Genomic DNA, 18,855 nt, shown 5'->3' on the forward strand with positions numbered 1-18,855 from the left:
TTCAGCGGCGCCCCTCGGCGACCGCGTGCTCGTGGGCCGCGCGCGCGATGTTGCGCTGCATCCCGCCGAACACGATCCCGTGGAACGGGCTGATCGCCCACCAGTACAGCTGCCCCGGCAGGCCGCGCGGGGAGAAGATCGCGCGCTGCCGGAACACCGGGCTCGGGCCGGGACCCTCCTCGACCGCCAGCTCCAGCCACGCGAGCCCCGGCAGGCGCATCTCGGCGCGCAGCCGGAGCAGCCGCCCGGGCACCACCTTCTCCACGCGCCACCAGTCGAGCGCGTCCCCGGGCTCCAGCCGGTGCGGGTGCCGCCGGCCGCGCCGCAGCCCGGGGCCGCCGAAGAGGCGGTCGAGCACGCCGCGGGCGACCCAGCCGAGGCGCCAGGAGTACCAGCCGTGGGCGCCGCCGATGCCCTCGATCACCGACCACAGCGACTCCGGCGTGGTGTCCACCGCTCGGGCCCGGTCGTCGACGAGCAGGCTGCCTCCGGCCCAGTCCGGGTCGTCGGGCAGCGGGTCGGACGGCGCGCCCCGCGTGGACGCCGAGCTCCAGCTGGTCCGCACGTCGAGGTCACGGATCCGGGCGAGCGCGAGGGCGACCGCGTCGTCGAACCCGACGAGGCCCTCGGGCGGGTCGGGGACGTACCGCGCGATGTCGTGGTCGCGCGCCACGACCTCGTGCACCAGCGAGCCCACCAGGGGGCGGGCGATCGCCGGCGGCACCGGGGTCACCAGCCCGACCCACAGGCTCGCGAGCCGGGGCGTCAGCACGGGCACGGCGCGGATCACGCGGGGCCGCAGCCCCGCGACGGCGGCGTAGCGCTGCATCATCCCGCGGTAGGTCAGCACGTCCGGGCCGCCGATGTCGAAGCCGCGGCTGACGTGGTCGGGGACCTCGGCCGCCCCGACCAGGTAGCGCAGCACGTCGCGGACGGCGATCGGCTGGATGCGGTTGTCGATCCACCGCGGGGCGACCATGACGGGCAGGCGCTCGGTGAGGTAGCGCATCATCTCGAACGACGCGCTCCCGGAGCCCAGGATGACCGCGGCCCGCAGGACGACGGTGGGGACCCGGCCGGCGAGCAGGATCCTCTCCACCTCCCGGCGGGAGCGGAGGTGCGGCGACAGGTCCGCGGTGTCGGGGTAGAGACCGCCCAGGTAGACCACGCGGCGCAGCCCGGCCTCGGCGGCCGCCTCCGCGAACCCGCGGGCCGTGCGGCGGTCGGTGTCGGCGAACCCGTGCCCCGCGCCGAGGGCGTGGATGAGGTAGTAGGCGACCTCGACCCCGTCCAGGGCGCGGCGCAGGTCCTGGTGCGAGCCGGCATCGCCCGTCACGACGTCGACGGCGTCGGCCCAGGCGCGCGCGGTGAGGCGCTCGGGATGGCGGGCGAGCACGCGGACCCGGTACCCGGCGGCGAGCAGCTCGGGCACGAGCCGCCCGCCGATGTACCCGGTGGCGCCGGTGACCAGCACGAGCGGCGCGTCGGTCGGCACGGGCGTACCTCCTTCTCGGCGGACCCCTCTCGGGTCTCAAGTTGCTAGCCAGGCTAGCAATACTGTGCGCGTGGTGGCAGGGTGGAAGGTGCCGCGGCGCCTCGCCGCGGCGACGTCCGACGTGCGAGGAGGATCCGATGGCGGACGCGACGACCGCTCCGCGGCTGCAGCAGGTCGCGGTGACGGCGAGCCTGCTGGTGTGCGTGGTGGGGTCGATGATCGGTGTCGGGGTCTTCGGCGGCACCCGGGTGTCGGAGGCCGCGGGCGGCGCGCTCGCGGCGGACGCGACCCTGGTGGCCCCGGCGTCCCCCGCGTTCTCGATCTGGACCGTCATCTACCTCGGCCTCGCGGGCTACACGGTGTTCCAGTGGCTCCCCGCGCACGCGGCCGACGACCGGCAGCGGCGTCTGCGGCTCCCGGTCGCGGCGACCATGCTGCTCAACGCGGCCTGGATCCTCGTCGTCCAGGCCGGCGCGCTGTGGTGGAGCGTGCTCGTCATCGTGGTGCTCCTCGCCGTGCTCGCCCGGACGTTCCTGGTCCTGGTGCGGACGCCGGCGAGCGGCGTGGTCGAGCGCGTGCTCGTGGACGGGACGCTCGGCCTCTACCTGGGCTGGGTCTGCGTGGCCACCGTCGCGAACGTGGCGGCGGCCCTCGCGGCCGCGGGGTTCGACGGCGGGGCGGTGGCGGCGGACTGGTGGGCCGTGGGGATCCTCGCGGCGGTCGCCGCCGTCGGCGTCGCGCTCGCGGTGCGGGGGCAGGGACGCATCGCCGTGGCGGCGGCGATCGCCTGGGGCCTGGCGTGGGTGGCCGTCGCGCGGTCCGGGGGCGAGCCCGCCTCGGCACCCGCCGCGGCCAGCGCCCTCGCCGCGGCCGTCGTCGTGCTCGGGGCGGCGGTGGTGCTGCGCCTGCGGGCCGTTCGCGGCCGCGTCGTCGAGGGTGCGTCGTGAGCGGGGTCGACGGCGGCCCCGGGGCCGCCGAGGACCACGTGGTCCTGCTCGACGACGCGGGCGCGCCGCTGGGGGTCGCCCCCCGCGCGACGGTGCACACCCGCGACACCCCGCTGCACCTCGGGTTCTCCTGCTACCTGTTCCGCCCGGACGGGCGGCTCCTGGTCACCCGGCGCGCGCTGTCGAAGCGGACGTGGCCCGGCGTCTGGACCAACTCGTTCTGCGGGCACCCGCGCCGGGGCGAGCCGCTGGCCCAGGCCGTCCTGCGGCACGGCCGGCACGAGCTCGGGCTGGACGTGGCGACCGACGGCGAGCCGGTGCTGCCGTCGTTCCGCTACCGCGCGGTGGACGCGGGCGGCATCGTCGAGAACGAGATCTGCCCGGTGCTGCTCGCGTCGGTGGACCGCGACCCCGCGCCGAACCCGGACGAGGTCATGGACTGGCGGTGGGTGCGGCCGGGTGACGTCGAGGCGCTCGTCGACCTCGCGCCCTGGGCGGTGAGCCCGTGGATGGTCGAGCAGGTGCCCGAGCTGCGCGCGGCGGGCTGGACCGCGCCGGGCGGCGCGCAGCCAGGCGTCGCGTAGCGGGCGCCGCGAGGGTCAGGCGGGCGCGTCGCCGGCCACGGTCCCGGCCGCGTGGTCGGACTCCCGCTCGGCCTCGGCCGCCATGGCCAGCAGGAAGTCCCGCACGGCCGGGCGGGAGCGCGCCGGCACGGCCCGCGCGATCTCGAGCATGCGGGCGTGGACCGGGGCGAGCCGCTCGCGCACCTCGGCGTGCGCGGCGTCGGAGGCGACGACGACGACCGAGCGGCGGTCCGACGGGTGCGGGCGCCGCTCCAGGTGCCCCGAGGCGACCAGGCGGTCGAGCAGCTTCGTGGTCGAGGCGGTGGAGATCGCCAGGTACGCGGCGAGCCCGCGCGGCGTCGCCGGCTCGCCGTGGCCCTCGCACGCGATGACGTGCTGGAGGGCACGGAGGTCGGTGAGGTTCATCTTCATGTCGCGGCCGGCGCGGCGCCGCATCGCCTCGTCGGCACGTCGGAACGCCCGCAGCGCCTCGAGGAGGCTGCGGGCCTCCGCGTCCGACTCCCCGAACCAGTAGGAGCCCCCCGTGGGTGCCTGGGTCACGCGCTCATCCTAGCCACTGCACATCTGGCTAGTATCTTGCTAGGCTAAATACATGCTTGGCGAGGAGGTGGGCCGGATGGAGCGCTCGTCGTGGGCCGGCGACCCGTCGACCGCGGACACCGAGCACATCGAGGACGCCGTCGACCGGCTGTTCGTCACCGGCCCCCGTCCGGAGGACGCCCGGCTGTGGGAGTCCGTGCGCGGCACGAGCCGCGGGGGCAAGCGGTTGCGGCCGCGCCTCCTGCTCGCCGCCTACGACGCGCTCGCACCGGCGGCGCCGCCCGAGCCTCGGGAGGTCGCGCTCGCCGTGGCCGCGGCCCTCGAGCTGCTGCACCACGCCTTCCTGGTGCACGACGACGTCATCGACGAGGCCGACACCCGACGCGGGCGCCCGAACGTCGCCGGGGCGTTCGCGGCCCGGGCGCGGGAGGCGGGCGTCGACGACCGGCGGGCCGAGGGCTACGGCGCCGCGGCGGGCATCCTGGCCGGTGACCTGGCGCTCGCGGGCGCGGTGCGGGCGGTCGCGCTGTGCGGGGCCGCCCCGGCGACCACCGAGCGACTGCTCGATGCCCTCGACGAGACCCTGCACGTCACCGCCGACGGCGAGCTCGCGGACGTCCGGCTGAGCCTCGGGCCGTGCGCCGACCTCGACGAGACGCTCCGCACGGCCGAGCGCAAGACGGCCGCGTACTCGTTCCAGCTCCCGCTGTGGGCCGCGGCGGTCCTCGCGGGCCGGGACGACCTCGAGCCCGACGTTCTGCGCCTGGGGCGTGACCTGGGCCTCGCGTTCCAGCTCCGCGACGACCTCGACGGGGTGTTCGGGGACCCGGAGGTAACCGGCAAGAGCAACGCCTCCGACCTGAGGGAGGGCAAGTGCACCCCGCTGGTGGCGCTCGCCCGCGGCACGTGGGCCTGGGGCGAGCTGAGCGCCGTGCTCGGCGACCCCGACGCCGGGGAGCCGGAGCTGGCGCGGGCCCGCGAGCTGCTCGCGGCGTGCGGGGCCCGTGCGGCGGTCGAGACCCTCGTGGCGGACCTCGAGCGCGACGCCCGGGCGCTGGGCCGCGACCTCGGCCTGGACGCGGTGGTGGAGCGTCTCGTCGGGACCGGACCGCACGCGACGAGCGCCGCATGAGCGCCGCGACCGCGCCGGACCGGGCCGTCCCCGACGTCCCCGGCGTCGCGGCGGACGACCCGACGTACGACGCCGCGGCCGTGCGCAGCGCCGCGGTGGTCGTCCGTGCCTACTCGACGTCGTTCGGCTGGGCCTGCCGCCTGCTCGGCGACGACGTGCGAGACCACGTGCGCGGCGTCTACGCGCTGGTCCGGGTGGCCGACGAGATCGTCGACGACCCCCGGCCCGGGCTCTCCGCCGCCGAGCGCGGCGAGCTGCTCGCCGAGCTCGAGCACGAGGTCGCGCGGGCGCGGGCACGCGGGCGCAGCAGCAACCTCGTGGTGCACGCGTTCGCGCGCACCGCTCGCAGGTTCGGCATCGGGGACGACCTCGTGGCGCCGTTCTTCGCGTCGATGCGGGCCGACCTCTCGGTGACCGCGCACGACGAGGCCAGCTTCGCCGCGTACGTGCACGGTTCGGCCGAGGTGGTCGGCCTCATGTGCCTGCGGGTGTTCGTCGCGGGGGACGACGCGGCCTACGACCGCCTGGCCCCGGGCGCGGCACGGCTCGGCGCGGCGTTCCAGAAGGTCAACTTCCTGCGCGACCTGGCCGAGGACGTGGACCTCCGCGGCCGGGCCTACTTCCCGGGGCTGGACGTGGACGCGTTCGGCGACGACGACCGCGACCGGCTGATCGCCGACATCGACGCCGACCTGGCCGCCGCGCGCGTCGCGATCGACGACCTGCCGCGCGGCTCGCGCCTCGCGGTGCGGGTGGCGCACGACCTGTTCGCGGAGCTCTCCCGTCGGCTGGCGACCACCCCGGCCGCCACGATCCGGCAGGAGCGGGTGAGGGTCCCGGGTCCGGTCAAGGCGCGGCTGGTGGCCGGGGCCCTTGCGGGGGAGGTGCTCCGGTGAGGGTGGTCGTGATCGGTGCGGGGATCGCGGGGCTGGCGACGGCCGGGCTGCTCGCGCGCGACGGGCACGAGGTCGAGGTGCTCGAGCGGCACGCCGCACCGGGCGGGCGCGCGGGCTCCTGGGAGCGCGCCGGCTTCCGCTTCGACACGGGCCCGTCCTGGTACCTCATGCCCGAGGTCTTCGACCACTGGTTCCGGCTCATGGGCTCGAGCGCCGACCGCGAGCTGGACCTCGTCGGGCTCGACCCGGCCTACCGCGTCTTCTTCGAGGGGCACGACGACGCGCTCGACGTCTCGCCCGACCGGGCCGCCAACGCCGCGACGTTCGAGGCGGTCGAGCCCGGCGCGGGGGAGCGCCTGGAGCGGTACCTGGACTCCGCGCACGACACGTACGACCTGGCGCTGCGGCACTTCCTGTACACGACGTTCGCCTCCTGGCGGCCGTTCGCCCATCCCGACGTCGCGAAGCGGTGGCACCGGCTCGCCCCGCTGCTGGGCGCATCCCTCGGCTCCCGGGTGGCCGCGTCGTTCCAGGACGTGCGGCTGCGCCAGGTGCTGGGGTACCCCGCGGTCTTCCTCGGCTCGTCGCCCGACCGGGCGCCGAGCCTGTACCACCTGATGAGCGCCCTGGACCTCGACGGCGGCGTGCGATACCCGCAGGGGGGATTCGCGCGCGTGGTCGACGCGGTCGCCGGGCTCGCGGTGGGCGCGGGGGTCACCCTGCGCACCCGCGCGCGGGCGACCGCGATCACGACCACGGCCGTCGGGAACGGCCCGGGGGCGGCACGGACCCGGATCCCCGTCCCCGGGTCCCGCCGTCCCCGGGCTGCGGTCACCGGGGTGCGCTGGGTGGACGCCTCCGGGGACGAGCACCACGCGCCCGCCGACGTCGTCGTCACCGCGGCCGACCTGCACCACGTGGAGCAGGACCTGCTGCCGCCGGACCTGCGCGACCGGTCGCCGGGGTGGTGGGCCCGGCGCGATCCGGGGCCGGGCGGCGTCCTGGTGATGCTGGGCGTGCGCGGCCGCGTGCCGCAGCTCGCGCACCACTCGCTGTTCTTCACCGCGGACTGGCGGGAGAACTTCGGCGCCATCGCCGAGGGGCGCGTGCCCGACCCGGCGTCGCTGTACGTGTGCGCGCCGTCCCGCACGGACCCGACCGTGGCCCCGCCCGGGCACGAGAACCTCTTCCTGCTCGTGCCCGTGCCGGCCGACCCGGGCCTCGGCCGCGGCGGCGAGGACGGCGCGGGCGACGCCGCCGTCGAGGCGGTCGCGGACGCCGCGATCGACCGCGTCGCCGCGTGGGCGGGCGTGCCCGACCTGCGCGAGCGCGTCGTGGTGCGGCGCACCGTGGGGCCGGGCGACTTCGCGGCCGACCTGTCGTCGTGGTCCGGCGGCATGCTCGGCCCGGCGCACACCCTGCGCCAGAGCGCGATGTTCCGGGCGGGCAACCGCTCGCGGCGGGTCGCGGGGCTGCTCCACGCCGGCGGGTCGACGATCCCCGGCGTCGGGCTGCCGATGTGCCTCATCAGCGCGGAGCTCGCCGTGAAGCGGGTGCGCGGCGACACGACCGCCCGCCCGCTCCCCGAACCCCGTCCGGCCCTCGCGTCCCAGGAGTGATCGCCCTGCACTGGACCTCCTTCGTCTACCTCGCGCTGCTGCTCGGGGCGCTGGCCTCGATGGCCCTCGTGGACCGGCGCGCGCGGCTCGTCCTCTGGTCCGCGCACCCCGGCCGCGGCGCCGCCGTCCTCGCCGTCGGCACCCTGGTGTTCCTCGGGTGGGACCTCGTGGCGATCGCGGCGGGCTTCTACTCCCGCGGAGGCGCCGCCATGACCGGCGTCGAGCTCGCGCCGCACCTGCCGCTCGAGGAGCTCTTCTTCATCCTGTTCCTCTGCTATTTCACGCTGGTGCTGCACGGGCTCCTGCGGCGCACGCTCGCCGGACGCCTCGCCCGGGGCGCGCGATGACGTACGCGGGGCTCGCGGTCGGTGCCGTCGCCGGCGCGCTGGTGGTCGCGCTGGTCGTCGCGCGGGTGCGCCGCCTCGGGCGCCGGTGGTGGGCGGCGACGGCGCTCGCCGCCGTCGTGCTCGTGGCGCTCACCGTCGTCTTCGACAGCCTCATGATCGCCGCCGACCTGTTCCGGTACGACGACGCGGCGCTCGTGGACGTGCGGCTGTGGCTCACGCCGGTGGAGGACCTCGCGTGGCCCGTCGTGGCCGCGCTGCTGCTGCCCGCCCTGTGGGCGCTGGTGGGCGACGACGGGCGCGGGGAGGTCGACGCATGACGGCGCCCGCGAGAGGGGGACAGACGACGGGGCCGGCGGCCGCGCTGCGCCAGGTCGTCGGGTCGTCCCGCCCCGTGAGCTGGATCAACACGGCGTACCCGTTCGCCGCGGCGTACCTGCTGGCGGGCGGGGCCGGCCGGGTGGGCGTCGCGGAGCTCGTCGTCGGCACGCTCTACTTCCTCGTCCCGTACAACCTGCTGATGTACGGGCTCAACGACGTCTGGGACTACGAGTCGGACCTGCGCAACCCGCGCAAGGGCGGGATCGAGGGCGTCGTGCTGTCGCGGCGGTGGCACCGCCTCACGGTGCGCTCCGCCGTCCTGAGCAACGTCCCGTTCCTCGTCTACCTGGTCGTGGTCGGGTCGGCCGCGTCCACCGCGGTGCTCGCCGTGAGCGTCTTCGCCGTGGTCGCGTACTCCGCGCCGGGCCTCCGGTTCAAGGAACGGCCGGTGCTGGACTCGGCGACGTCGAGCACCCACTTCGTCAGCCCCGCCGTCTTCGGCCTGGCGCTGGCGGGCGGCAGCCTCACCGGGCCGGTGGTCGGGGTGCTCGCGGCGTTCTTCCTGTGGGGCATGGCGTCCCAGGCGTTCGGCGCGGTGCAGGACGTCGAGGCGGACCGCGCCGCCGGGATCGGCTCGGTGGCCACGTGGCTCGGCGCGGCGCGCACCGTGCGCGGGGCGATGGTGGCCTACGCCGCGGCCGGCGTCGTGCTGGTCCTGGCGGGCTGGCCTGCGGCGCTCGCCGCCGTCCTCGTCGTGCCCTACGTGGTGAGCGTCGCGCCGTACCGGAACCTGCCCGACGACCGCTGCGAGGAGGCGCACGCCGGGTGGCGGCGGTTCCTGTGGCTCAACCTCGTCACCGGGTTCCTGGTGACGCAGCTGCTCATCGCCGTCAGCCTGGGCTGGCTCTGACCCCGGCCCGGAGGCTGTCGGGGCTCGGGATCGGGCTCGGGATCAGCCCCGCTCCCAGTCCTCGCGTGCGCCGGGGACGACGGTGAAGAGCGGGTGCGCACGGACGCGCTCGGCCTCCTCGAGCGCCGGCGCGAGGCCGGGGGTGCGGACGCGGAGCTTGGCGGCCAGGTGCGCCCGTTCGAACTCCAGCTGCCCGTCCGTCACCGGGATCCGCGGCACCGGCGGGCGGCCGGCGTGGGGTGCGTCGAGGATCCGGCCGCGGTCGAAGGAGTACGTGCGGGCGGACGCCTCGGCCGCGATCCCCTCGAGGTAGGCCCCGACGGCGGCGAGCGGGTCGGGGGTGGCGCGGAACCGGGCGAGCTGCGGATGGTCGCGGTAGCCCTTCGTGCGCCCGGCGAGCACCGCCTGGGCGAGCAGGGCCTCGCGCCAGCAGGCCGTCAGCCCCTGCCGGTCGAGGTAGTCGGGGGCGAGGGACCAGAGGCGCACCGGGTCATCGTGACACGCGCACCCACCGCACGAGCAGCCCGACGCCGAGCACCCGGCGCCGCCGTCGCCCCGCTGGTCAGCCGGCGGTCGCGACGACGGCGAACTGCGGGCCGTCCGGGTCGAACGGGGCGCCGGACAGGTCGCCCAGCACGTCGACGGTGCGGAGCCCGGCGGCGGACAGCTCGCTGGTCAGCTCCTCGGGGTCGAAGTACCGGACCCAGTTGCAGAAGGTGCGCGTCCGCTCGGCCTCGACGACGTCGTACCGGTCCAGGGAGACGCGCTCCTCGTCGTACCGGTGCGTGGTGCGGAACCCGAAGTACGGGTCCGCCGACCAGAAGCCGTCCATGAGGTCGGGCGCGAAGACCGTCTCCTCCCGGACCGCGGCGAACGCCGGCAGGTGGTCGACGTCGAGCACGAAGGACCCGCCGGGGGCGAGGTGGTCGCGCACCGTGCCCAGCAGCGCCCGCCGCTGCTCCGGCGGCAGGGCGCCGTAGTCGCGCATGATCAGCAGGACGAGGTCGTAGCGGACGTCCTCCCGGTAGGCGAGGTAGTCCTGGTGCAGGTAGCGGACCGGGAGCCCCTCGGCGCGGGCGAGCGCGCGGGCGTGGTCGAGCGACCGCGTCGACAGGTCGAGGCCCGTGACCGCCGCGCCGGTGCGGGCGAGCGGCGTCGTGTAGAGGCCGGGGCCGCAGCCGAGGTCGGCCACCGACGTGCCCTCGCCGACGTCGAAGCGGTCGACCAGCCACGCCAGCACGCGCTCCCGGAGCTCGGTCCGGTAGGTCGAGAGGTCGACGTCGGGGTCGAGGTGCGCGGCGAGCATGCGCGCGGAGATGTGGGGGTCGGTCCACAGGTCGGGGGTCGTGAGCGTCGCGTAGAGGGCGGGGCGGGTGGTGACGGCCGACAGCTGGCCGAACAGGTCGGGCACGGGGCTCCTGCGGGACGGGGGCGGATCCGGCCACGCTAGCCGCCCGCCCGTCACGGGGGCGACGGAAATCAGGGTCTTGCGGGGTGGCTGAACACGTGTTTAGTCTGTTGAACATGCGTTCAGTCGATGTCGCGCCCGAGGTCCCTGCCGAGGACCGCGGGCCGCTCGTGCCGGAACCCGACGGCAGCACGCGCGGCCGGATCCTCGACGTCGCGATGCGCCGCTTCGCCCGGTCCGGGTTCGGCGCGTCCGTCCGGACCATCGCGTCCGACGCCGGGGTCAGCGCGGCGCTCGTCATCCACCACTTCGGCTCCAAGGACAAGCTGCACGCCGCGTGCGACGAGTACGTGCTCGCGTGGATCCGCGACGTCAAGCGCGACTCGATCGGCCGTGCCGCCGGCGGCAGCCTGCTGCAGGTGCTCGCCGCGGCGGACCAGTACGCGCCGCTCGTGGGCTACGTGCTGCGCTCGCTGCAGGTGGGCGGCGCGGTGGGCCGCGAGTTCACCGAGCACATGATCGCCGACGCCGAGGTGTACACGTCCGAGGCGGTGCGCGACGGCGTCGTGCGGCCCAGCCGGGACGAGGCGGCGCGGGTGCGCTACCTCGTCTACTCCTCCCTCGGCGCGATGCTGCTGTCCGTCACGCTCGACCCGCCGCAGGACGCCTCCGACGTCACCGCGGCCATGCGCCGCTTCATGGACGAGCTGTACCTGCCGATGCTCGAGCTCTTCACCGAGGGCTTCCTCACCACCCGTCGCATGCTCGACGACTACCTCCTGTACGTGCCGGACCCGCCGCCCGGGGCGCAGGCCCCCACCGACGGAACCCCCCACCACGACGAAGAGGAACCATGACCACCACGGCTGCAACCACCACCGGCCCGCGGGCCGCGAGCGCGGTCGAGATCCACGACCTGCGCAAGTCCTTCGGCTCTGTCCAGGCCCTCGACGGGCTGGACCTGACCGTCGAGGCCGGCCAGGTGGCCGGCTTCCTCGGCCCGAACGGCGCCGGGAAGTCCACCACCATCCGCGTGCTGCTCGGCCTGCTGCGCGCCGACTCCGGCAGCGCCCGGCTGCTCGGCGGCGACCCCTGGCGCGACGCCGTCGCGCTGCACCGCCGTCTGGCGTACGTGCCGGGCGACGTGTCGCTGTGGCCGAACCTCACCGGCGGCGAGGCCATCGACTACCTCGCCCGCCTGCGCGGGAAGCCCGACAAGAAGCGCAAGGCCGAGCTGCTGGAGCGGTTCGAGCTCGACCCCACCAAGAAGGCCCGCACCTACTCCAAGGGCAACCGGCAGAAGGTCGCGCTCGTCGCGGCGTTCGTCTCCCAGGTCGACCTGCTCGTGCTCGACGAGCCCACCTCCGGCCTCGACCCGCTCATGGAGGCCGTGTTCACCGAGCACGTGCGGGAGGCCAAGGCCGCCGGCACCTCCGTGCTGCTGTCGAGCCACATCCTCAGCGAGGTCGAGAAGGTCTGCGACACCGTGACGATCATCCGCGGCGGCCGCTCCGTGGAGTCCGGCACCCTCGACGACCTGCGCCACCTCACGCGCTCGGCCGTCACCGCCGTCGTCGACGGCGACCCGGCCCCGATCGGGGCGATGGCCGGGGTGCACGACCTCGCCACCAGCGAGAACGGTGTCGGCACGCGCGTGACGTTCGACGTCGACAACTCGGAGATGGGGCGTGTCCTGCCCGCCGTCTCCGCCCTCGGCGTGCACTCCTTCACCGCGCAGCCGCCGTCGCTCGAAGAGCTGTTCATGCGGCACTACGGCGACGAGCTCGCCGCCGACGGCGTGCAGGTCGAGGGCGCCACCAGCAAGGCGGGCGCACGATGAGTGCCGTCACCGCCGCGCCGCGGCTCCGCGCAGGGTCCGCGCGCTCCGGCGGCACCACGCTGACGGGCACGTGGAGCCTGGTGCGGTTCATCCTGCGCCGCGACCGCGTGCGCCTGCTCGTGTGGTCCCTCGCGATCCCGGCGCTGTACCTCGCCTCCCTCGGCGAGTACACGGCGATGGCGGACGACCCGGCCGGCATGCAGGCGCGGGCCGCGCTGGTGCAGACGCCCGCCATGGTGTCGATGACCGGGCCGGGGTACGGCACCGACGACTACACCGTCGGCGCGGCGGTCTCGAACGAGCTCGTGCTGTGGATGGTGCTGGCGCTCGCGGTCATGAGCATCATGCAGGTGGTGCGCCACACGCGCGCCGAGGAGGAGTCGAGCCGGTCTGAGCTGGTGCGCGCGGCCGCCGTCGGGCGGCACGCGTCGGTCGCGTCGGCGCTGATCGTGGTGCTGCTGGTCAACCTGGTGGTCGCAGCGCTGTCGTCCGCGGTGCTGGTCGGGAGCGGGCTGGAGGCCACGGACTCGGTGGCGATGTCGCTCGGCGTCGCGATGAGCGCCATGACGTTCGGCGCGATCGCGCTGGTCGCGGCGCAGGTGACGGAGCACTCCCGCGGCGCCACGGGGCTGTCGATGGCGGCGCTCGGCGCGGCGTTCACGCTGCGCACCATCGGCGACATGCAGGAGCAGCACGGCAGCTGGGTCTCGTGGCTGTCCCCGATCGCGTGGGCGCAGCAGATGCGCGCCTACGTGGACCTGCGCTGGTGGCCCGCCGCCCTCGGCGCCGTCGCCATCGTGCTGCTGCTGGTCGTGGCGGCGTCGCTCGCCTCGCGCCGGGACTTCGGCGCCGGGCTGGTGCCCGACCGCCCCGGCCGCGCCGACGCCCTGCCGAGCCTGCGGACGCCGTCCGCGCTCGTGTGGGTGCAGCAGCGCATGGCCCTCCTGTGGACGACGCTCGGGCTGGCGTTCATGTGGTTCGCCACCGGCACGATCGTCAACCAGGTCGGGTCGATGACCGAGTCGCTCGCCGACAACCCGGTGTACGCGAGCGTCCTCGGCAGCGGCGAGGTGACCCAGGCCTTCGTCGGCATCATCACGCTGTACGCCGCGCTCGGCGCGGCCGCGTACGGCATCGTCGCCGCCCTGCGGGTCAGGTCGGAGGAGGACGCCGGACGCGCGGAGTACGCGCTCGCGACGCCGGTCTCCCGGGGCAGGTGGCTCGGGGCGAACCTCGCCGTGACGTCCCTCGGCACGCTGGTGGTGCTGGTGACGGGCGTCCTCGCGCTGGCCGGCGGCGCGGCGGTGGCGGGCACCGACGAGGTGACGTTCGGCCAGGTCGTCGAGGCGGGGCTGCTGTACCTGCCGGCGCTGGCCGTGTTCGTCGGGCTCGCGGCGGCGCTGTTCGCCTGGGTCCCCCGGGCGACGTCGCTGGTCTGGCTGCTGCTGGAGTACACGATCGTCGTCTCCCTGTTCGCCGACCTGCTCCACCTGCCCGACTGGGCGCGGAGGATCTCGCCGTTCTGGTGGGTGCCCGACCCGCTCACCGGCGACGTCGACGGGGTGCACGTGGCCGGGCTCTGCGCCGTCGCGCTCGTGCTGTTCGTGCTGGCGTTCGCCGGCTTCCGCCGTCGGGACGTCGCCACGAAGTAGCGCCCCGCCCCGCGAGTCGTCAGGCTCTGCGCGCCGTATACCGGGCGCTGGTCCTGACAACTCGCGGGGGCGGGTTAGCGTGGTCGGCCGTGAGCACCCCCACGGATCCCGGCACGACGGCGAGCGAGCAGCCCGGCGCCGGCCACGACACCCAGCTCGCGCACGGCCTGCGCACCCGCCACCTGACGATGATGGGGCTCGGGTCCGCGATCGGGGCGGGCCTGTTCCTCGGCGCCGGCGTCGGCGTCGCGACGGCGGGCCCCGCCGTCCTCGTCAGCTACGCCATCGCGGGGGCGCTCGTCGTCCTCGTGATGCGCATGCTCGCGGAGATGGCGTCCGCGCTGCCCGCCTCCGGCTCGTTCTCCGTCTACGCGGAGGCGGCGCTGGGCCGCTGGGCCGGCTTCCTGCTGGGCTGGCTGTACTGGTTCACGCTGATCATGGTGCTCGGCGTCGAGGTGACGGGCGTCGCGGGCATCGTCAGCGGCTGGTGGCCGGACGTGCCGCAGTGGGTCGTGGCCGCCGTGGTCGTGCTGGTGCTGGGCGGCATCAACCTCGTGGGCGTGCGGCAGTTCGGCGAGTCGGAGTTCTGGTTCGCGGCGATCAAGGTGGCCGCCATCCTCGCCTTCCTCGTGGTGGGCGTGCTGATCGTGGTCGGCGTCATCCCGGTGTCCGGCAGCGTGCTGGGCGACTGGGCCGCGCACGGCGGGTTCGCCCCCGCCGGGTGGGCGGGCATCGCGGCGGGCCTGCTCACCGTCGTCTTCGCGTTCGGCGGCATCGAGATCGTCGCGATCGCGGCGGCCGAGGCACGCGACCCGCGCACCGCGGTGGCCCGCGCCACCCGCACCATCGTGTGGCGCATCCTGCTGTTCTACGTGGGCTCGGTGGCGATCATCGTCGCGCTCATCGCCTGGGACGACGCCGCGCGGCTGGCCTCGCCGTTCGTCTCCGTGCTGCAGATGGCCGGGTTCGAGGGCGGCGCGCGGCTCATGGAGGTCGTGGTGGTGCTGGCGCTGCTCAGCGCGTTCAACGCGAACGTCTACGGCACGTCGCGGATGCTCTTCTCCCTCGGGCAGCGCGACGACGCGCCCCCCGCCACCACCCGGGTCTCGCGCCGCGAGGTGCCGTGGGTGGCCGTGCTCGTGTCCGTGTTCTTCGGCGTCGTCGCCGTGGGGCTCAACTGGCTGCTGCCCGCGCAGATCCTCACGATCCTGCTCAACGCCGTCGGCTCCGCGCTGTTCGTGGTGTGGCTGCTCATCACCGTGTCGCAGCTGCGCCTGCGCCCGCGCCTCGAGGCCGACGCCGCGCGGTCGGGCGAGCCCATGCGGCTGCGCATGTGGGGCTACCCGTACCTCACGTGGGTGACGCTCGCGGGTCTCGTCGCGCTCGCCGGGCTCATGCTCTCCGACCCGGCGGCGCGCGCCCAGCTCGTCGCCACCGGCGGCCTGGTCGTCGTGATCCTCGCGGTCTACGCCGTCACGCGCCGGGTGCGCGCCGCTCGCTAGCACCGTCGGGGGCGGCGTCCGGCTTCGCCGGCCGGATCGTGGGCACGTCGCCGACGATCGGGATCGGGCGGCGGTGGAACGGGAACCCGTACCGGGTGACGAGGCCCGCGAGCGTCGTGACGCGGTTGCGCGGGCCGACGAGCGACATGATGTGCACGAACAGCCAGACCAGCCAGGCGAGGCCGCCCGTGAGCCGCAGCATCTTCGACGTGACGGGCAGGGTGATCTCGGCGATCGCGGCGCGGCGGCCGATGACCGCCATCGTGCCCTTGTCGTGGTAGCTCAGCGGCTCGGTGGCCCGGCCCTCGAGGAGCGCGAGGATGTTGCGCGCCACCTGCTGCCCGCCCTGGATGGCCGGTTGCGCCAGCTGCGGCAGCCAGTCGGGCGTCTCGGCGATGTCGCCGATCGCGAACACGCCGGGCCGCCCCTCGACCTGCAGGTCCGGGCCGACGGCGATGCGCCCGCCCTTCCGGCGGGGCAGGTCCCAGTCGTCCACCTCGGGGTGCGGTCCCACGCCGGCCGACCACACCGTGAGGTCGGCGCGGATGCGGGTGCCGTCGGTGAGCACGACGGCGTCGGGCAGCACCTCCGCGACGCCCGCACCCAGGTGCAGCTTCACCCCGCGGTGGCCCAGCTCCTGCGCGGCGTACTCGCGCAGGCTCGGGTGGAACGCCTTGAGCAGCTCGCCGCCGCGCTGCACGACCGTGATCTCGAACGCGTCGCCGTGGATCTCCGGGTACGCGGGCGCCAGCCCGGCGGTGCGCAGCTCCGCGAGCGCCCCCGCGACCTCGACCCCCGTGGCGCCGCCGCCCACCACGACGACGCGCAGGCCGTCGTCGGACCCCGGGGTGAACGCGGAGCGCTCCAGCCGGATGAAGAGCTGGTCGCGGATCCGCAGGGCCTGCGAGCGCGAGTACATGCCGAACGCGTTCTCCTTGGCACCCGGGGTGTCGAAGAAGTTCACGGTGACGCCGTTGGCGAGCACCAGGTGGTCGAAGGAGATCGTCTCGTCGTTGGCGAGCCGGATGGTGCGCGCGTCGTGGTCGACGCCGACCAGGTGCTCGTGCAGCACCCGCAGGTTCTTCTGCTTCAGTCGCAGCCCGCGGAGCCAGTAGGTGACGTCGCCCGGGTTCAGCCCCCCGGTGGCGACCTGGTACAGCAAGGGCTGGAACGTGTTGTAGACGCGTCGCTCGACGAGCGTGACCCGCACCGGCGCCTTCGCGAGCGCCTTCACCACCGCGAGACCGCCGAACCCTCCGCCGACGACCACGACATGGGGGAGGTTCTCGGTGCGTTCGCTCACGGGGACCACGGTAGGTGACCTGAGAGAATGCTGCCGTGCCCGAGCTCCTCGCCGTCTGCCGCGTGTTCGCCCTCCTGCCCGACGCCGGGACGGTGGGCGTCACCGCCATCGACAAGCGCCCCGTGGAGGGGCGGGTCAAGGCCCGCCCGTACGGGCTGTACGCGGACGTGCAGGCGGACCGCGCCAACCACGGCGGCCTGGACCAGGCGGTGTACGCGTACGCCCAGGAGGACGCCGAGTGGTGGGGCGCGGAGCTGGGCTACGAGGTCACTCCGGGGCTGTTCGGGGAGAACCTGCGCACCCGCGGGCTCGAGGTGAGCGGGGCCGTCGTCGGCGAGCGGTGGCGCGTGGGCACGGCGCTCCTCGAGGCGACGGTGCCGCGCACCCCGTGCCAGACGTTCGCCCGCCGCCTCGACTCGCCGCCGCGCTGGGTGCGCCGGTTCACGCAGGCGAACCGGACCGGCGCGTACCTGCGGGTCGTGGAGAACGGCGACCTGGGCGCGGGCGACGAGGTCGAGGTGGTGCACCGGCCGTCGCACGGCGTGACGCTCGCGGACTGGTTCGGGGCGTTCAACCGGCTCGACGGCGCGCCCGTGCTCGCCGACGTCGCGAAGGCCCTGGTCGTGGCCCACGACGGCGGCGAGCTGCGCCTCAGCGACGAGCTGCGGGAGCGGGCCGAGAAGTCCCTGGGTCGCTGACCCCGGGGGCGCCCTCGACGGCGTCGCCGACCCCGTACCGGTGGCCCGCGTAGCCCCAGACCGCGAGGGCGAGCGTGGGCCCCCAGAACCACGCGGGGAAGTACAGGGCGCCCGTGGCGCCCATCAGGAGGAGCATCGGGACGGCGGCGCCGCAGAGCATGACGGCGACGATCCCGCCGGGCACGATGGCGGCGGCCGGCGGCACCGGGCGTCCTGCGCGGCGGCCGAACCAGCGCGGCAGCCGCTCGCCCCACGGCAGGATCAGGCCGAGCGTGAGCACGATGCCGAGCCAGGCGCCGGACGAGAGCGACAGGCCCTGGATCTTCACCGCCAGCGTCAGCTCCTCGCCGTTGCCGAGCTGCGGCCACGGGGTCAGCCAGCTGGCGCGGGCGAGCGCGTAGGGCAGCGGCCCGAGCGCCGCGAGGATCGTGAACAGCTTCCGGTGCCGGGTGACCCAGGCGGTGGCGGTCCGCAGCGACCCGCGCCGCCAGGCGCGCACGGCGACGAGGCCGCCCCAGGCGGCCGCCGTGGCGAGAGGCAGCAGCACCGCGGGCAGGGCCCACGGCTCGCGCGCGAGCCCTGTCGAGACCGCGCCGACCCAGGTGGCGAACGCGTCGCGGCCGACGACGACGCCGACGACGGCGAGCACTGCGACGGCGGCGAGGGGCAACCGCCACGCGGGGCGGTTGCGGAACACCTGGACGCCCGCCCAGACGGCGAGGACGGGGACCGCGAACGACACGAGGTAGCCGGCGGCGGGGAGCGTGCCCGACCCCTGGGCCAGCAGGCCGAACAGGACGACCTCACCGGCGCCGACCGGCGCGACGAGGCGCCCGGCGGCGCGGGCGGTGGGGCGGGCGAGCGCGGCCGCGGCGGTCACGACGCCGAGCAGCGCGGCCGCGAGCAGGACCAGGACGAGCGACGCCGCGGGCACCAGCCCGGCGGCGAGCATGCGCCCGTCCTCGAGCAGGGGGTCGACGTCCGGCCGGGCGACGAACCATCCGAGCATGGCCGCCGTGGCGGCGGACGCGACGAGCGCGGCGGCGGCGAGCCGGCGGTCCGGCGGCGGTGCCTCGACGGCGTGCGGGGCGCTGCCGGGGCCGGCGTCGCGCCGGGGGACTTCTCTGGGGACGGACGTGCTGGTCATCGTGCTGCCTCCGGTCGGTCGGTGGGTGTGCTCCCACGCTCGCGCCGGGGGTGGCGGGTGGCCTCCCCCGTGCGGGGGAAGCGCGTCCCCCGCGCACGGGAACCGGCGGGCGGCCGACGGCCGTGATCGCCGGCGGAAGACGGCCTGCGAAGGCTCGCGGCGGGCGGCGGGTGACCATGGCTCGTCCCTTGGACCGACGGGGGCGTGGTTGCTGCCCGGCCGGTCGTCGGACGCGCGATGAAACCTCTTGTGGTGTCAGTCGATCCTCGCTAGAGTCGAACACATGTTCGAAGACGACGGAGCTCACGCCGCGCCGCCCGCGGCCGACCCCCGTGGTTCTCGGACGCCCGGCTCCGGTGCGGCCTGTGCCCAGGCCGCACCGGAGCGACGCACGTCGCGGGGGGGGGCGCGGCCCCCCGGGCCCGGCCCGGGGCCCCCCCACCCCCACCCCCGGGGGGGGCGGGGCGGGGGGGGGGGGGGCACGGGCGTGGGGTGTGTAAAAAAAAAAAACACACAC

At 75.5% G+C, this 18,855-nt stretch carries 19 protein-coding genes; 13 read left to right on the forward strand and 6 right to left on the reverse strand.

The genetic code is table 11. The features are described 5' to 3' along the window. Position 1 precedes the first annotated feature (1 nt). Entirely contained in the window at positions 2-1,495 is a 1,494-nt protein-coding gene (locus tag ACFQ8E_RS13195) for an SDR family oxidoreductase (protein ID WP_430551018.1), read from the reverse strand. A gap of 137 nt (positions 1,496-1,632) precedes the next feature. Between ACFQ8E_RS13195 and ACFQ8E_RS13200 the strand changes: the two genes are divergently transcribed. Both ACFQ8E_RS13200 and idi read left to right on the forward strand, forming a co-directional pair. After that, positions 1,633-2,442 (forward strand): tryptophan-rich sensory protein, encoded by an 810-nt coding sequence (locus ACFQ8E_RS13200; RefSeq protein WP_430551019.1) that lies wholly within the window; start codon positions 1,633-1,635, stop codon positions 2,440-2,442. Beyond that, positions 2,439-3,026 (forward strand): isopentenyl-diphosphate Delta-isomerase, encoded by a 588-nt coding sequence (idi, locus tag ACFQ8E_RS13205; RefSeq protein ID WP_430551020.1) that lies wholly within the window; start codon positions 2,439-2,441, stop codon positions 3,024-3,026. The genes ACFQ8E_RS13200 and idi overlap by 4 nt, the downstream gene beginning before the upstream one ends. 15 nt (positions 3,027-3,041) lie before the next feature. On the opposite strand, the gene ACFQ8E_RS13210 is transcribed toward idi, so the two are convergent. Further along, positions 3,042-3,566: a MarR family winged helix-turn-helix transcriptional regulator gene (locus tag ACFQ8E_RS13210; protein WP_430551021.1), complete on the reverse strand. Its 525-nt coding sequence runs from the start codon at positions 3,564-3,566 to the stop codon at positions 3,042-3,044. 52 nt (positions 3,567-3,618) lie between these two features. Here ACFQ8E_RS13210 and ACFQ8E_RS13215 point away from each other — a divergent pair, with 52 nt between their 5' ends. Genes ACFQ8E_RS13215 through ACFQ8E_RS13240 form a run of 6 tightly spaced genes read left to right on the forward strand, consistent with a single transcriptional unit; the run spans position 3,619 to position 8,788 of the window. Beyond that, the gene (locus tag ACFQ8E_RS13215; RefSeq protein ID WP_430551022.1) at positions 3,619-4,698 is read left to right on the forward strand and encodes a polyprenyl synthetase family protein; all 1,080 of its coding nucleotides are present in this window, start codon (positions 3,619-3,621) and stop codon (positions 4,696-4,698) included. Then, on the forward strand, positions 4,695-5,594 hold the full coding sequence (locus ACFQ8E_RS13220; protein ID WP_430551023.1) for a phytoene/squalene synthase family protein: 900 nt from the start codon (positions 4,695-4,697) through the stop codon (positions 5,592-5,594). Before ACFQ8E_RS13215 ends, ACFQ8E_RS13220 begins: the two co-directional genes overlap by 4 nt. Beyond that, on the forward strand, positions 5,591-7,213 hold the full coding sequence (gene crtI / locus ACFQ8E_RS13225; RefSeq protein ID WP_430551024.1) for a phytoene desaturase family protein: 1,623 nt from the start codon (positions 5,591-5,593) through the stop codon (positions 7,211-7,213). The genes ACFQ8E_RS13220 and crtI overlap by 4 nt, the downstream gene beginning before the upstream one ends. Further along, a complete protein-coding gene (locus ACFQ8E_RS13230) occupies positions 7,210-7,560 on the forward strand; it encodes a lycopene cyclase domain-containing protein (RefSeq protein ID WP_430551025.1) in 351 nt (116 codons plus the stop codon). Before crtI ends, ACFQ8E_RS13230 begins: the two co-directional genes overlap by 4 nt. After that, positions 7,557-7,877 (forward strand): lycopene cyclase domain-containing protein, encoded by a 321-nt coding sequence (locus ACFQ8E_RS13235; RefSeq protein WP_430551026.1) that lies wholly within the window; start codon positions 7,557-7,559, stop codon positions 7,875-7,877. The genes ACFQ8E_RS13230 and ACFQ8E_RS13235 overlap by 4 nt, the downstream gene beginning before the upstream one ends. Beyond that, entirely contained in the window at positions 7,874-8,788 is a 915-nt protein-coding gene (locus ACFQ8E_RS13240) for a prenyltransferase (protein ID WP_430551027.1), read from the forward strand. Before ACFQ8E_RS13235 ends, ACFQ8E_RS13240 begins: the two co-directional genes overlap by 4 nt. Before the next feature lie 42 nt (positions 8,789-8,830). Here ACFQ8E_RS13240 and ACFQ8E_RS13245 read toward each other — a convergent pair whose 3' ends face one another. After that, the gene (locus ACFQ8E_RS13245; protein WP_430551028.1) at positions 8,831-9,274 is read right to left on the reverse strand and encodes a pyrimidine dimer DNA glycosylase/endonuclease V; all 444 of its coding nucleotides are present in this window, start codon (positions 9,272-9,274) and stop codon (positions 8,831-8,833) included. A 76-nt stretch (positions 9,275-9,350) separates the two neighbouring features. Then, entirely contained in the window at positions 9,351-10,199 is an 849-nt protein-coding gene (locus ACFQ8E_RS13250; protein WP_430551029.1) for an SAM-dependent methyltransferase, read from the reverse strand. Between the two features lie 113 nt (positions 10,200-10,312). On the opposite strand from ACFQ8E_RS13250, the gene ACFQ8E_RS13255 reads away from it, so the two are divergent. The 4 genes from ACFQ8E_RS13255 (at position 10,313) to ACFQ8E_RS13270 (ending at position 15,190) form a co-directional block, all read left to right on the forward strand. Beyond that, positions 10,313-11,053: a TetR family transcriptional regulator gene (locus ACFQ8E_RS13255; protein ID WP_430551030.1), complete on the forward strand. Its 741-nt coding sequence runs from the start codon at positions 10,313-10,315 to the stop codon at positions 11,051-11,053. Then, entirely contained in the window at positions 11,050-12,036 is a 987-nt protein-coding gene (locus ACFQ8E_RS13260; RefSeq protein WP_430551031.1) for an ATP-binding cassette domain-containing protein, read from the forward strand. Before ACFQ8E_RS13255 ends, ACFQ8E_RS13260 begins: the two co-directional genes overlap by 4 nt. Continuing rightward, the gene (locus tag ACFQ8E_RS13265) at positions 12,033-13,688 is read left to right on the forward strand and encodes an ABC transporter permease (RefSeq protein WP_430551032.1); all 1,656 of its coding nucleotides are present in this window, start codon (positions 12,033-12,035) and stop codon (positions 13,686-13,688) included. Before ACFQ8E_RS13260 ends, ACFQ8E_RS13265 begins: the two co-directional genes overlap by 4 nt. 89 nt (positions 13,689-13,777) lie before the next feature. Then, positions 13,778-15,190, forward strand: coding sequence for an amino acid permease (locus tag ACFQ8E_RS13270; protein WP_430551033.1), 1,413 nt, complete (start codon positions 13,778-13,780; stop codon positions 15,188-15,190). On the opposite strand, the gene ACFQ8E_RS13275 is transcribed toward ACFQ8E_RS13270, so the two are convergent. Continuing rightward, on the reverse strand, positions 15,162-16,493 hold the full coding sequence (locus ACFQ8E_RS13275; RefSeq protein ID WP_430551034.1) for an NAD(P)/FAD-dependent oxidoreductase: 1,332 nt from the start codon (positions 16,491-16,493) through the stop codon (positions 15,162-15,164). The two genes, ACFQ8E_RS13270 and ACFQ8E_RS13275, sit on opposite strands and share 29 nt — an antisense overlap. Positions 16,494-16,528: 35 nt before the next feature. Between ACFQ8E_RS13275 and ACFQ8E_RS13280 the strand changes: the two genes are divergently transcribed. Beyond that, complete coding sequence (locus ACFQ8E_RS13280; protein WP_430551035.1) at positions 16,529-17,191, forward strand: MOSC domain-containing protein; 663 nt, start codon at positions 16,529-16,531, stop codon at positions 17,189-17,191. Here ACFQ8E_RS13280 and ACFQ8E_RS13285 read toward each other — a convergent pair. Then, positions 17,145-18,338, reverse strand: coding sequence for a hypothetical protein (locus tag ACFQ8E_RS13285; RefSeq protein WP_430551036.1), 1,194 nt, complete (start codon positions 18,336-18,338; stop codon positions 17,145-17,147). The genes ACFQ8E_RS13280 and ACFQ8E_RS13285 overlap by 47 nt on opposite strands. Positions 18,339-18,855 lie beyond the last annotated feature (517 nt).

Source organism: Isoptericola sp. NPDC056573 (assembly GCF_042793335.1).
Classification (GTDB): Bacteria; Actinomycetota; Actinomycetes; order Actinomycetales; family Cellulomonadaceae; genus Isoptericola.